General features: G+C 38.0%; 15 protein-coding genes. 4 read left to right on the top strand and 11 right to left on the bottom strand.

All coding sequences use genetic code 11. From position 1 onward, the window contains the following. Positions 1 to 15: 15 nt before the first annotated feature. Both ACFO3O_RS15320 and greA read right to left on the bottom strand, forming a co-directional pair. Positions 16 to 279, bottom strand: coding sequence for a four helix bundle protein (locus tag ACFO3O_RS15320; protein WP_379980356.1), 264 nt, complete (start codon positions 277 to 279; stop codon positions 16 to 18). 35 nt (positions 280 to 314) lie between these two features. Beyond that, the gene (greA, locus tag ACFO3O_RS15325; protein WP_379980358.1) at positions 315 to 791 is read right to left on the bottom strand and encodes a transcription elongation factor GreA; all 477 of its coding nucleotides are present in this window, start codon (positions 789 to 791) and stop codon (positions 315 to 317) included. 215 nt (positions 792 to 1,006) lie between these two features. Here greA and ACFO3O_RS15330 point away from each other — a divergent pair, with 215 nt between their 5' ends. Beyond that, positions 1,007 to 1,429, top strand: coding sequence for a Rieske (2Fe-2S) protein (locus ACFO3O_RS15330; protein ID WP_379980360.1), 423 nt, complete (start codon positions 1,007 to 1,009; stop codon positions 1,427 to 1,429). Positions 1,430 to 1,512: 83 nt separating this feature from the next. Here ACFO3O_RS15330 and ACFO3O_RS15335 read toward each other — a convergent pair whose 3' ends face one another. Further along, entirely contained in the window at positions 1,513 to 3,891 is a 2,379-nt protein-coding gene (locus tag ACFO3O_RS15335; protein ID WP_379980362.1) for a TonB-dependent receptor, read from the bottom strand. Positions 3,892 to 4,472: 581 nt separating this feature from the next. Here ACFO3O_RS15335 and ACFO3O_RS15340 point away from each other — a divergent pair. Next, positions 4,473 to 4,718: a hypothetical protein gene (locus tag ACFO3O_RS15340; protein WP_379980364.1), complete on the top strand. Its 246-nt coding sequence runs from the start codon at positions 4,473 to 4,475 to the stop codon at positions 4,716 to 4,718. A gap of 92 nt (positions 4,719 to 4,810) precedes the next feature. Here ACFO3O_RS15340 and ACFO3O_RS15345 read toward each other — a convergent pair whose 3' ends face one another. The 8 genes from ACFO3O_RS15345 to ACFO3O_RS15380 form a co-directional block, all read right to left on the bottom strand. Continuing rightward, positions 4,811 to 4,981 (bottom strand): peptide chain release factor-like protein, encoded by a 171-nt coding sequence (locus tag ACFO3O_RS15345; RefSeq protein WP_379980366.1) that lies wholly within the window; start codon positions 4,979 to 4,981, stop codon positions 4,811 to 4,813. A 34-nt stretch (positions 4,982 to 5,015) separates the two neighbouring features. Next, a complete protein-coding gene (locus ACFO3O_RS15350; RefSeq protein ID WP_379980368.1) occupies positions 5,016 to 6,572 on the bottom strand; it encodes a DUF4301 family protein in 1,557 nt (518 codons plus the stop codon). Then, positions 6,569 to 7,129, bottom strand: coding sequence for an AAA family ATPase (locus ACFO3O_RS15355; protein ID WP_379980370.1), 561 nt, complete (start codon positions 7,127 to 7,129; stop codon positions 6,569 to 6,571). The genes ACFO3O_RS15350 and ACFO3O_RS15355 overlap by 4 nt, the downstream gene beginning before the upstream one ends. Next, positions 7,090 to 7,722 carry a nicotinamide riboside transporter PnuC gene (pnuC, locus tag ACFO3O_RS15360; RefSeq protein ID WP_379980372.1) on the bottom strand — a complete coding sequence of 211 codons (633 nt, stop codon included), beginning with the start codon at positions 7,720 to 7,722 and terminating at the stop codon, positions 7,090 to 7,092. The genes ACFO3O_RS15355 and pnuC overlap by 40 nt, the downstream gene beginning before the upstream one ends. After that, the gene (locus ACFO3O_RS15365) at positions 7,706 to 7,966 is read right to left on the bottom strand and encodes a thiamine-binding protein (protein ID WP_379980374.1); all 261 of its coding nucleotides are present in this window, start codon (positions 7,964 to 7,966) and stop codon (positions 7,706 to 7,708) included. The genes pnuC and ACFO3O_RS15365 overlap by 17 nt, the downstream gene beginning before the upstream one ends. Before the next feature lie 52 nt (positions 7,967 to 8,018). After that, positions 8,019 to 8,996 carry a peptidase associated/transthyretin-like domain-containing protein gene (locus ACFO3O_RS15370; RefSeq protein ID WP_379980376.1) on the bottom strand — a complete coding sequence of 326 codons (978 nt, stop codon included), beginning with the start codon at positions 8,994 to 8,996 and terminating at the stop codon, positions 8,019 to 8,021. Positions 8,997 to 9,030: 34 nt separating this feature from the next. Then, positions 9,031 to 9,738 carry a phosphoglycerol geranylgeranyltransferase gene (locus ACFO3O_RS15375; protein ID WP_379980378.1) on the bottom strand — a complete coding sequence of 236 codons (708 nt, stop codon included), beginning with the start codon at positions 9,736 to 9,738 and terminating at the stop codon, positions 9,031 to 9,033. Between the two features lie 262 nt (positions 9,739 to 10,000). Next, positions 10,001 to 10,648: a 4'-phosphopantetheinyl transferase family protein gene (locus ACFO3O_RS15380; RefSeq protein WP_379980380.1), complete on the bottom strand. Its 648-nt coding sequence runs from the start codon at positions 10,646 to 10,648 to the stop codon at positions 10,001 to 10,003. A gap of 60 nt (positions 10,649 to 10,708) precedes the next feature. On the opposite strand from ACFO3O_RS15380, the gene ahcY reads away from it, so the two are divergent. Then, the gene (ahcY, locus tag ACFO3O_RS15385) at positions 10,709 to 12,025 is read left to right on the top strand and encodes an adenosylhomocysteinase (protein ID WP_379980382.1); all 1,317 of its coding nucleotides are present in this window, start codon (positions 10,709 to 10,711) and stop codon (positions 12,023 to 12,025) included. A 134-nt stretch (positions 12,026 to 12,159) separates the two neighbouring features. After that, positions 12,160 to 12,657 (top strand): DUF6252 domain-containing protein, encoded by a 498-nt coding sequence (locus ACFO3O_RS15390; protein ID WP_379980384.1) that lies wholly within the window; start codon positions 12,160 to 12,162, stop codon positions 12,655 to 12,657. The last annotated feature ends 41 nt before the right edge of the window (positions 12,658 to 12,698 follow it).

Below are 12,698 nucleotides of genomic sequence, written 5' to 3' on the forward strand. Positions count from 1 at the left end.
TTAAAATAGTACTATTCAAAAGATTGATTTCTTTTGTACATTAAGATTACTTAGACTTTCTCGTAATTCTTTTATACAAAGCCTTAATTTATGTGTTTTATCTTTAATACTGCCTGCACCTAGCGCCTCAGCATAATTTAAAGCAACAGAATAAGAAGAACGAATACCCTGCTTTGCTAAATATTCACCCGAAAAAGAAAGAGGTTTTTTGTCATAAAGTAAAATAACAGAAGTAGCAAAATCCTCTAATGATTCACTTAAGTCAAAAGATTTTCCCACAACTTTTATTTTTCAAGTTCAGGTTCATTTTCAAGTTAAACCCTAGTGATTTCTACAATATCAAATTTCATAACACCGCTAGGCACTTGGATTTCGGCAATATCACCGACTTTTTTTCCTAATAACCCTTTCCCAATAGGAGAGTCTACAGAGATTTTACCCGTTTTGACATCGGCTTCATTTTGAGCAACGAGTTTATAGGTCATTTCCATACCGTTAATTTGATTTTTAATCTTCACGGTAGAGTGTACGAGTACTTTACTAGTGTCTAGTTGAGACTCATCTATAATACGTGCGTTAGACGCAAGTTCTTCCAATTGTGAGATGCGCATTTCTAACATTCCTTGTGCTTCTTTTGCAGCATCATATTCTGCATTTTCACTCAAATCTCCTTTATCTCTTGCCTCTGCAATATCTTGAGATGCTTTAGGACGCTCTACATCTCGTAAGTGATTGAGTTCATCTTTAAGTTTTTTTAAACCTTCAGCAGTGTAATAGTTTACTTTACCCATATGCTTATTTTTAGTGCCTTTTAGAGTGGCTTCATTGTATTATATAAGAATTCCCGACGAGCCGGGAACAAAAAAATCCCACTTTTGGGATTTGCCTTACGAATATACAAAATATTTTACTTGCTTCGTCGTTTTGTAGTAAATTGCAACTTTTAAGAGATACGCTTTCGCGAAAGCAAACTCAGTCACATTTATAAATATAGATCCCTAAATTAATGCGTACTACCTTACTTTTTAGTGTTATCATTTTACTATTATTTGGATGTTCATCAGATGATAATAGACGTTCTAACAATCCTTTTATTGTTGATATTGGTTTTAGTATTCAGTTGGGAAATATAAACGCTTTAGATTTACAGATTCCTAGTAACCCTGTATATGTTCCTAATGGGGGTGTGCGAGGGATTTTTGTGATCAATACAGGGAGTGGTTTACGTGCTTGGGAAGCATCAGATCCTAATCATTCTCCAAATGAATGTTCTACGATGGTTATAAATGGAATAGAAGTAACTTGCCAGTGCGAAGATGCACATACCTATAATCTATTTACAGGCCAAGCTGCTGGAGAAGTATTGGATTATGCCATGGTGCCGTATCGCGTAGAGCAAAATGGGGACGTGATTATTGTTTCTAATTAAAATGAATAAAGCAAATTGTTTTTTACATACAAAAACCCACTCAAACGAGTGGGTTTCTTAGTATATAAGGAATATATGTTTTTTTAAAACCTAAGTGTAGTTCCTACTAAAAAGTTAGTGCCTGCTTGCGGATAAAAACCTGCTCCCTCTATGGTTGTTATGGTGTTGGGATCTGTAAAGTTATCATCAAATGTAAAGAAGTATCCATTAGAGATAAATCGCTCATCAAACACATTATTCACCAATAGATTTAAGGTGATTCCTTTAAAAAAGGCTACTTCTCCTAATTCGTACGTTACATTAAAGTCATTTACAAAATAACTCTCTAGTAGCGAAGTAGGGCTATCTATATTTCCTAAGTATTGCTCGCCTACAAATTTGGATAGGAATTGTAGTGTAAGTCCTTTTACAGGGACATACTGAAGGGTATTTCCTGCAACTACATCAGGAGAGAATGAGATGTTTGTATCTCCAAGATTCTGTAAAACTCCATCTCTTTGAAACAGAAAATCTCTGTTTTTATTGGTGCTGAGTGCTATATTTGGATATACACTTAGTTGTGGCGTTAGTTGTACAGCGGCTTCTATTTCTATCCCTGCTCTGTAACTTTGACCACTATTGGTGCGTATAGGGGCGCCTACATTGTCAATTCCAGAAACAACAAGCTGATCACGGAACGCCATATAATATCCATTTACATTCAGTTTTACTTTAGAAGCATTGTATCTCCAGCCTAATTCAAAGTCATTGAGACGTTCGGGTCTTGGGGATCCATTTTCAAAATCAGTACGGTTAGGCTCGCGATTTGCTCTGGCGTAGGAAGCATAAAACTGATTTTCATCATTTAGTTTATAGGTAACCCCAGCTTTAGGGTTGAAAAAGCTATACGATTCATCTATAATAAATTCTGCTACATCAGAGTTGATACCGTCTGTTTCATAGTTGATGAATCTTCCTTGAAGATCTCCGTAAATACTCCACTGATTGTTTACTTTGTAGGTTGCTTTCGCGAAAGCGGAAAACTCCCCTTTATCTCCTGTACCAAAATAATAGTTGTCACCTATTTCAGAATCGCTTGCAAAACGCGCCCAAATCACCTCACCAAAATGGTCTCCTGTGTACTGACTCCAGTATAATCCTGATGTAAAGTCCCATTGCGTGTCTTTGTAATTAACATTGGCGTTGACTACATAAAAATCATTATCTAACCAGCGACGACGGATAATGTCTGAAGTTTCAATAGTCTCCCCACCAATGGTAACAGGGGAGATGCCATAAAAACTAAGATCGTCATCTTCTTCATACTCTTCAAAGAACCCACGACCATACGTGTAGTTGAAACTAAGATTGGTGCTCCAGTTGTTGTTATATCGTTGATTCCAGTGTACTTGGTAGTGATCTTGTTTGTAATCATCTACTTGGTTTTCATGAAATCTAGTGTTTCCATTTTCATCGGTAAACTGACCTGCTGGATTGAATGTAGGATTGTTTTCTGCTGTTTCCCTATCGACTCCAAACCAAGATTGATACGTTACCTCAGATCCTGCAAAGTTGATCAGCTTAATAAGTGTGTTGTCATCTTTATAGGCTGCTTGCAAGAAGTAGGATTTTAGATCTGAGGAGGCACGATCTATAAATCCATCTGATTTGATTTGTGATAAACGTCCTGAAATTTCTATGTGATCATTTAAAAGACCTGAACTGAATTTTACATTGTGACGTCTAGTTCCAAACGACCCAAAAGAGTGTGCTGTACTAGCAGAGGCTTCGTCAGAAACAGCATCTGTTAGGATGTTTAAACTCGCTCCAAAAGCGCCTGGTCCGTTGGTAGAGGTCCCTACACCACGTTGTAACTGTAAATTTTCTACAGAGGAGGTGAAATCTTGAAGGTTGACAAAAAAGCTCGTCGCACTCTCCGCATCATTATACGGAATTCCGTTGATGGTGACATTAATTCCTTGATTTCCTGTTCCTCGCACTCTAAACCCTGTATATCCAATGCCAGCCCCTGCATCTGAGGTCGTAACCACATTAGGAAGGAATTTGATTTGTGTTGCAATGTCTTGTCCTAAATTACGCTCTGCCAGTTGTTCTTTACTTAAGTTAGAGTGGGTGATTGGAGAATCAGCATTGACCCGTACAGCACGTACCAAGACCTCATCTAGGGACTCTGCGACTGCATCTGCTTTGATGTCTAATGTCATATCACTGTTTACTGTAATAATGCGTTCGATGGGTTGTGATATTCCATAACTAATAACAAGGGTATGTGTTCCTTTTTCTAATTGAATAGTGTACTTACCTTCAAAATCGGTAATAACGCCATTTGTAGTTCCTTTTTGAAGAATAGTTGCTCCTGGAAGTGGGCCATTTTCTTCAGTTACAATTCCAGAAACCGTGTAGGTTTGACCGAAAGTAATCGCTGTACATAGTACAAAAACAATAAATAGGATTTTTTTCATCCGTGTTGTTGGTTTGTTAAGAATAAAAAGGGTAATTATCCTGATTTTTAAATAGAGAATACCCCATACAAACGTACGGACTTGAAGAGTGGTTTCTCTTGCGAGAAACATCTCGCCGACAAAGTATATGAAAAGAAAGCCAGCGCGCCTGCTCGCTCCTCATAAATGCCTAATAGGCATTTTTACTCGGCCGTCCCTAAACAGCATTATCTGTTCTAGGTTCAATGGGTATAATCTCAGCCAATCAAAGTTTGAAGTTAGAAAAAAGAGCGACGAGGTAATTCGTCATTCGGTGTTCGTTATTCATTATTTGAAATAGCACCCCTTTGAGATGATACAAAAGTACTACGTAAAAAAGAATAAAAGGCAACTTATAGGAAAAAAGTAACGAAGCATCAAAAATCTTAACGTTAAGGGATGAGATATGCTTTCGAAAATAGCTTTTAAAGAAAATGTTCCCTGTTAAACAGTCAACAAAGAAAAACAATTACTATTTTTAACAACGAAGTATTAACCTAAAAACGGTCAACACTAATCAAGGAAGTTCAAAAAACTAATTATCAACTCTTAAATCTAACTTCATGAAAAAGAAAAAAATAAAGCTCCAATTTGACAAAAAAGTAATTGCTCATCTGACTAAAATTCAAGGAGGTCAAGAAATAGAAAGTGGAACACTTTCTAATGCTCCTGATGCTCAAAGTGTATGCCTATGTGGACCAACTACAGCTCCTAATAATGAAACTAGTAATTGTGGTAATTCTAGTTTAGTATGCGGACTTATATCAAACGAGCCAGGGTTTTGCACCCAATCTGTTGAAAGATGTTAACATCTTATTACATAGATTGAAGTAATTTAAAAAGGTTTGTAAATACATTATTTACAAACCTTCTGCTCACTTTTCTTTGATATCTGATGCTTTTATACGCTTTCGCACAAGCGTACTTTCTGATCTTCAGAAAAAGCCTGAGACGTTTCTAGTGACCAATACAATTCTATACGTGTGCTGGTTTTGTTAACGTGTTGCCCACCTGGCCCGCTGCTTCTGCTGGCTTTGAAGGTGAGTTCGCTACGAAGGAGTTCTTTATCCAAGGTTGGGTATTCAGTAATTAAAAAAGTAAACTAGTTACAGCCTGATTTGATGTGCAGGTTTGAGTAAATCATTTACTGTTTTTACAGGATTAAATGTAATGAGTGGTACCTCTACAAAAATAGTGTTCCAAAAGGCCATAGCTCCGTTCCAAAGACCAGGATGTTCTAGTGCTTTTATAGGTTTTCCCTCAATAGTTTTGTGGGCAATAAAAGCTGCTTTTTGATCTACAAATTCTGTAAGGTCATATTTTTCTCCTTTGTAGTTTTTAATACCGCAGACAAGATCTACGGGATTAAAATGGGTAGCACCAGCAGCAATAGTTTGTTGATGGGGATTTTTAGGATCTATCTGCACGTTCTCTACAATTTGTAGGCTTATACGGCCACTCTCATGCTTTACCCAAAAAGGTCCTCCTCCAGGTTCGCCTTCATTTTTAACCATGCCACAGACCCGTATGGGTTTATCAAGTTGTTCTCTTAGGTATTCAATTTGATATTTCTGAGAGAATTTTTCAAAATCGACAGCGAGTTTTAAACTAAATTCATTTTGTAAGAAGTGAACAATAGTTAAAATTTCAGATTCAGAGATTTCATGATCATCTATTTGCCGTAGGAAGTCGAAGGCCTGTTGTTGTAATTTCAATAGCTTACCGGCGAGCATTTTTTTATAATACGCCACTTCTTTTTCATAGGTGTGTACCACAACATTATCTATGTTTTTTATGAAAATAATGTCGGCTTCTTGCTCATTCAGGTTTTGTAATAAAGATCCGTGTCCACCGGGTCTGAATGTTAAACAGCCATCTTCTTGTCTGAAAGGCTCATTTTTTTTAGTAACAGCAATAGTATCTGTCGCAGGTGATTGGAAAGAATACGTAATATCAAAAGAGGTATTCGTTTTCTTTTCTATAAGTTTCTGCGTTTTTGAAAACTGAGACTTGAAATTTTTATAGTGCTCTTTAGAAATGGTAAAATGTAATCGTGCAATCCCTCTTGTTTTTCCGTAGAGGGCGGCTTCAAAAAGATGTTCTTCAAAAGCAGAGGCATTATGTGATTTGTATTTGTGAAAAGGGAAAAGTCCTTTGGGTTTATTACCGAAGTTTAGGCCCTCTTCTTCCAGCATGGTTTTTACAAATCGGATGCGGTTAAGATCAACGTTTGTTTGGTCTTTATCACCATATGTTTCTCTTAGTTTATTTCTCACTTTTTTATAAAACGGAAAACTATCTAAGCCCACAAAAAACAAGCGTAGTTCTTGCGCGTTATTTCTATTAATGTATGCGTTTACTGTTTCTTGGGTGTGATCATAACGTTCTATAAACTCAAATAAAAACTTGAACATGCGTGTGGCGGCACCAGAGGCAGGGACAAATTTGAGTAGCTCTAGCGTTTCTTTTTGTTCTTCAAAATGGGATACAAATGCCTGTTCTTCTTCTTTGGTGTAGGTGTAAATACCATGACCAATAATAGCAGGATCTCTTAAATCTATGTAGGGTAACCCTTGTTTAAAGAGCGCAATTTGATGATATACTTGCTCTTGAGAAATGCCCTTTTTTAAGAGTGTATCGGTATCTTTTTGCGTAAAATTCAAAGTAGTAATTGGTTTATAGTTTTAGTAGCGAGCTCCATGCGCTCTTCTACCGTACCTCTTAACAAAATATACGGTCTCTTATTGTGTTCTAAGGCATTTTTAAAATGATCAAACATTTCTTGTCTTCGCTCAGGACGATCTCTCAGATCGTCTGCTTGCCATGGTGTATCAATATAGGTTAAAAGATACAAATCATAGGTGTTTTTTATCGCATACTTGGTCAATAATTCTGGGCACCATCCATCATAATAGGCTTCGCTGTAGACTTTGGTTGTTAACAAATCGGTATCGCAAATCACCAGTGGAGGGTTTGTGGCGATAGCTTTATTTTCTAGTTGTATTTGTCCTGCAGCGATAGGCAGTAGGTCTTTAGGTCTGCATATTTTTTGAGTTGAATCCCAAAGTTTTTGAAGATATTCCCGTGCATACTCAGGTACTAATGGCGCATTATAGTGCTGGGATAGCTTTCGCGAAAGCGTGCTCTTCCCACTACTCTCTGGACCAAAAAGGCAGATTTTTATGCTGTTGCTAGGCTGTTGTCTAAGTGTTTCTTCCATGCGAGGTACCCATATATAGCGATGATGGTAAAGATGAGGTATTGGAGGCTTGTAAAGGTGTATCCTTTGTAAAAGTATAAAGGAACAGAAATAAGATCGCCTATAATCCAAAAAATCCAGTTTTCTAATTTACGTCTCGCCATCAGCCACATTCCTACAAAGAAAATAGCTGTAGTGATGGTGTCTGCGTAGGCAACCCAACTCGTCCATTTATCAAAAGATTGATAGACAATGTACACAAAAATAAGTGTAGCAATCCCTATATATACACTGTATTGTTTTTCCTTTTTTGTAGTACGTGTAATGGGTGTAAAATGTGTCTCATCTACTTTACGTGTCCAGATATACCAGCCATAAATACTCATGGCAAAATAATAGCCATTAATCATCATATCGCCCAGTAAATCCCACTGGAGGCATAAATAGACAAAGATGAGTGTACTTATAATCCCGGTAGGATACACTAGAATACTGTTGCGTTTACTAAACCAAACGGAGAGTCCGCCAAAAAGGACGGCAATAATTTCTAACCAGATTTGATGCGTAGGATAGGTGGCGTACTGCCCAAATAGAAAATCAAAAATCTGCGACATACTCACTACGATCTGTTTTGACTATTTTCATTTGAAATAACCCGTTCTCGACACTAGAAAGACTTTCTTTTATTTCTTTAGTAAGCATGCTCATCACTGTATCATAATCCCCATATACTTGGGTAGATAATGGATTTTCCATCACTGTGAGGCCTGAAGCTCTTAGCTTTTTTATAAAAGCCGTAATAGGCGGTTCAAATTCGTTTTGGAGGGGTGTAAAGGTGAGTTCTACAGATATATTCATTGTCATTTTCGCGAAGGCGGAAATCTCATCCCGATTACGCTTAGATTTTTAGTTAATGATTGTATTTTTCTTCAAATATATGTAACACGGTTCCCATCCCATAATGGCGAAAACCTGTTTTGATGAGATTTGAATTCTCATTGTAGCTTTCATCAAAGACTTGCCATTTCTTATTATTTAGGAAGATACGACGTACGTAGGTTTTCTGAGAAGGAAATTCGTTGGTAAAAGGAAGTAAAGGTCTAAAAGCGGTAGATATTTTTTGAATCCCTCGTTTTGTTTTAATCTCACGGTATTTTTTTGATTGCACCAATTTGCCATTTTTATCAGCATATCCTAGTACTTGAAGGGATGCGAAGATTCCTTCTTCAGGAATAAAAATTTGCTTGGATTGGATGTCAAGTTCAAAGACTTTTTCGGTGTCTTGATCCATAGCGAAGACTATTTTTTCATGTATGATGGGTTTGCCAGGGAGACCTAGGTCATTTTGGTAAAACTGAATTCTAAAAATAGTGGCAAAGTTGCCTTTTCCTTTGGATTTGTATTGTGTTTCTGCGTTTATAGGCAGTAATAGTTTTGCAATTCGAGTCGGTTTATTTTCAAGTCTTTCAAAAAAGACAGCCACTTCGCTTTCTACGGTTGGTAACCAAGAGGTATGTATATCTTCGTGCGTAGTAGGCTTTTGTTTTTTGGTTTTATATTTCCCTCGTTTGGGAGCTGTTAAAATTACTTCTGTCAGCTGACTCGCCTCTGGGAGTAACGTAATAATAGCAGGGATGTCTTGGGTACTAAACCCTTGTTCTTTAAATCCAATCGCCGAAATGTGTAAAGAATCAATATCGGCATATTTTTCTTTAGGAAAGTCAAAGACACCATCTTCTCCTGCAAAAGTCCCTCTGCCATCCCCAAAAGAAATAGTAGCAAAAGAAACAGGCATCTTATTTTCTGCATCGATTACCTGAAATTTTTGAGCAAATCCCGAGAGTGAAATCAGTAAAAACAAGAAAAGTACGTGTACGTTTAATTTCATGCTATAAAAATAAGGCTTTCTATGTGATTGGGATTTATGTCCAACAATCCTTTTCAAAAGCAGTGCCAATTACCACCATGGTGGCCCCCGCTTGATACGCATCTTCTAGCGCTTTTTGAGATCGGATGCCCCCTCCTACGATCAAAGGGATCTCAATGTGCTCCCGTACAGCTTTTACAACGGCTACAGACACAGGATACATCGCACCACTTCCTGCTTCCAGATAGATGCATTTTTTGCCGGTATATTGTCCTGCAAGTGCGGTATTGACTATAGCTTCTCTATTTTTTTGAGACATTGGTAGTGTATTACTTACGCGTTGGACTGCTGTTTCTTTTCCACCATCTATGAGAATGTAGCCCGTAGGAATCACTTCCAGCCGACTTTTTTGAATGTACGGAGCTCCTTTTACTTGTTGGTTGATTAAATATTCTGAATTACGTCCAGAGAGGAGGGATAGAAATAAAATGGCATCGGCTTTGGGAGTGATCTGTGTATAATCCCCAGGAAAAAGGATGATGGGTAACACCGTGAGTTGCTTTAGTAATTCAACTACGGCTTCTATGGTTTGGGATGCGTTAGTGCTTCCGCCCACTAAGATATGTGTGGTTTGCGAAGGGATTTTTTCTAGGTACGCTTTCGCGAAAGCGTACTCCACCTTAAACCCATCTGGATCAATAAGAATTGCTAGGAGTCGTCTTCCCTGCGTTTGTGCCGTCTGTATATGTTGGTAGAATGTCATGAAATGCGAAAATACGGAATAAGCTCCATTCACGTTTGAGTTACCTAAACAAACGAGCGATTGCATCACGTAACTTTTTGGTGTCGATGAAAAGCAACCTTTCTTTTGCGTGTAGTTTATAAAGAGAAAGTCCAAGAAACGGAAGATTTTTTAGATTTTGTATTGAAAAAATTACAAAATTTAAAAAATCACCACCCCTTTAGTAGAGATGAGATTTCGTTCTAAAATCAGCAATCAGCAATCAGCAATCGCTAATCTCCTATCAAAACCCATACACACAGGTAAACCCTTCAAATTCTAGAAAGAAGATATCATACAGGGTAGTTGTTGCGTTGTAAGTAACCGTTGCGGTGGTTTTTTTATCATCAAAATAAAAATCCTGCACATCAATATGCTTTAAAAAGCTCAGCCCTTCTTGTTCATATAATTTATATAAGGACTCTTTTGCTCCCCATACGATGGTGAGTTTTCGGATGATGGCATCTGCATTAGCAAGGGTGCTGTATTCTTCTAGAGGAGTAAACTTGTGGGCGATGCGTAATATTTTATCACGTTGCATTTCGATATCAATCCCTACTTTTTCATCGCTAACAATAATCCCAGAAAAAGTGTAGGAGTGTGTGATAGAGATATGTTTGTGATCAGTAAGGTGTGGTTTTCCTTGGGAGTTGTAATATAAGTCGTGATCGGTGTAGCCTGCGGCTGCGAGTAAGTGACGTACACTCATAAAGCCACGGCGATGTAATTCAGACTTCATGTGGTCTAACCGGTTTAGGCTATTTTGTGTGAGTTTTGAAGTGTGGTCTGGCACGTCTTTTAGGCTTGATAGCAGCGTATTAAAGTCCTCTTCGATCTTCCAAATATAGACGGTTGTATGGGCGTTAATTGTTATTGTTTTGTAAAGAGGCATGAGAACTGTAAGATATTACGTAATTTTGCACGCAATTTGCTATAATCAAAGATACTAATAATGAGTACAAAAACACCAACGTACGTACCGTACAAAGTAAAAGATATTTCATTGGCAGCTTGGGGTCGTAAAGAAATCGAACTCGCAGAAGCAGAAATGCCAGGACTAATGTCTCTTCGTGAAGAATACAAAGATGAGCAACCTCTTAAAGGAGCGCGTATTGCAGGATGTCTTCACATGACGATCCAAACAGCTGTTTTAATTGAAACACTAAAAGCACTTGGTGCCGAAGTAACATGGAGCTCTTGTAATATTTTCTCAACACAAGATCAAGCTGCAGCAGCCATTGCAGACGCTGGAATCCCAGTATATGCTTGGAAAGGAATGAATGAAGAAGAATTTGACTGGTGTATCGAGCAAACACTTTTCTTTGGAGAAGATCGCAAGCCATTAAATATGATTCTTGATGACGGAGGAGATCTTACCAATATGGTTTTAGATCGTTATCCAGAATTAGTAGGAGATATCAAAGGGCTTTCTGAAGAAACCACTACAGGAGTTCACCGTTTATACGAGCGTATGAAAAACGGAACCCTTCCTATGCCTGCCATTAATGTAAATGACTCTGTAACCAAGTCTAAGTTTGATAATAAGTACGGATGTCGTGAGAGTGCTGTAGATGCGATACGTCGTGCTACAGATACCATGCTTGCTGGAAAGCGTGTGGTTGTTTGTGGATACGGTGATGTAGGAAAAGGAACAGCTGCCTCTTTTAAAGGAGCAGGATCTATCGTAACGGTGACAGAAATCGACCCTATTTGTGCGTTACAAGCAGCCATGGACGGTTTTGAAGTAAAGAAATTAGAAAATGTTGTTGGAAATGCAGATGTAGTGATCACTACCACTGGAAATAAAGACATTATCCAAGCACGTCATTTTGAAGCAATGCGCGATAAAGTCATCGTTTGTAATATTGGTCACTTTGATAATGAGATCGATATGGCTTGGTTAAACAAAACACATGGTGCTACAAAAGATGAGATCAAACCTCAAGTTGATAAGTACACCATAGATGGAAAAGACATCATCGTGCTTGCAGAAGGTCGTTTGGTGAATTTAGGATGTGCCACTGGACACCCTAGTTTTGTAATGAGTAACTCATTTACAAACCAAACCTTAGCACAAATCGAACTTTGGAACCATAGTGACAAATACAAGAATGAGGTATATATGCTTCCTAAGCATTTGGATGAGAAAGTTGCAGCATTACACCTTGCACGTTTAGGGGTAGAGCTAGAAACACTCCGTCCAGAGCAAGCCGATTATATTGGCGTGGCTGTTGAAGGACCGTTTAAGCCAGAATACTATAGATATTAATAGCTTAAGAAGGCGACTGAGTATTTCTTTGAAGCGTAGTGAAAAAGAAATGTATCAAAGTCCCGCTTTCGCGAAAGCTTATAAAACCCATACCTAACCGGGTGGGTTTTTTTAAACCTTAAAATTACATTAGAATGAAAAAGACATTTTTAAAAATCAGCCTACTATTTTTTGCGTTGGTATTTGTGACTTCCTGTGGAAGTGATGACGATGGTCCTGCTGAAGCAGCACCGGTTAAATTTAGAGCCTTAATCGCAGGACAAAATGTGCGAACAGATGTTGTAACGGCAACCCTTTCAAATAATGGAGGGAGATTGTCTATAAATGTTGTCACAGACTTTGGCCCTCTTACGATGACAGTAGGGTCAAGTGAGGCAGATGCGCCTGCTGTTGCAGTACAAGACTATATTATAGATGAGACAGGTACTGCCCAAATCAGCATCAATTCGCTGGATGCTAACTTTAGTTCGAGCCCTGAGTTGGGAGGATCTATCACCATTTCAGAAATTAATATGGAAGAAATGACGGTGTTTGGATCTTTTGGAGCTATTCTAGCAAATACGTTAGATGATGACGATACGATTGCCATCACCAACGGTGCTCTTTTCAATGTCAACTTTATGGTGCAGTAATTACCATAAAATAACAAGTATGTAAAACCCACGCTCATAGC

Source organism: Dokdonia ponticola (assembly GCF_042653865.1).
GTDB lineage: Bacteria > Bacteroidota > Bacteroidia > Flavobacteriales > Flavobacteriaceae > Dokdonia > Dokdonia ponticola.

What these genes read in the sequence shown, in the direction of transcription:
- greA (WP_379980358.1), bottom strand. Translation starts at nt 791, where the DNA reads ATGGGTAAAGTAAACTATTACACTGCTGAAGGTTTAAAAAAACTTAAA.
- ACFO3O_RS15330 (WP_379980360.1), top strand. Translation starts at nt 1,007, where the DNA reads ATGCGTACTACCTTACTTTTTAGTGTTATCATTTTACTATTATTTGGA.
- ACFO3O_RS15335 (WP_379980362.1), bottom strand. Translation starts at nt 3,891, where the DNA reads ATGAAAAAAATCCTATTTATTGTTTTTGTACTATGTACAGCGATTACT.
- ACFO3O_RS15340 (WP_379980364.1), top strand. Translation starts at nt 4,473, where the DNA reads ATGAAAAAGAAAAAAATAAAGCTCCAATTTGACAAAAAAGTAATTGCT.
- ACFO3O_RS15355 (WP_379980370.1), bottom strand. Translation starts at nt 7,129, where the DNA reads ATGGAAGAAACACTTAGACAACAGCCTAGCAACAGCATAAAAATCTGC.
- pnuC (WP_379980372.1), bottom strand. Translation starts at nt 7,722, where the DNA reads ATGTCGCAGATTTTTGATTTTCTATTTGGGCAGTACGCCACCTATCCT.
- ACFO3O_RS15365 (WP_379980374.1), bottom strand. Translation starts at nt 7,966, where the DNA reads ATGAATATATCTGTAGAACTCACCTTTACACCCCTCCAAAACGAATTT.
- ACFO3O_RS15370 (WP_379980376.1), bottom strand. Translation starts at nt 8,996, where the DNA reads ATGAAATTAAACGTACACGTACTTTTCTTGTTTTTACTGATTTCACTC.
- ACFO3O_RS15375 (WP_379980378.1), bottom strand. Translation starts at nt 9,738, where the DNA reads ATGACATTCTACCAACATATACAGACGGCACAAACGCAGGGAAGACGA.
- ACFO3O_RS15380 (WP_379980380.1), bottom strand. Translation starts at nt 10,648, where the DNA reads ATGCCTCTTTACAAAACAATAACAATTAACGCCCATACAACCGTCTAT.
- ahcY (WP_379980382.1), top strand. Translation starts at nt 10,709, where the DNA reads ATGAGTACAAAAACACCAACGTACGTACCGTACAAAGTAAAAGATATT.
- ACFO3O_RS15390 (WP_379980384.1), top strand. Translation starts at nt 12,160, where the DNA reads ATGAAAAAGACATTTTTAAAAATCAGCCTACTATTTTTTGCGTTGGTA.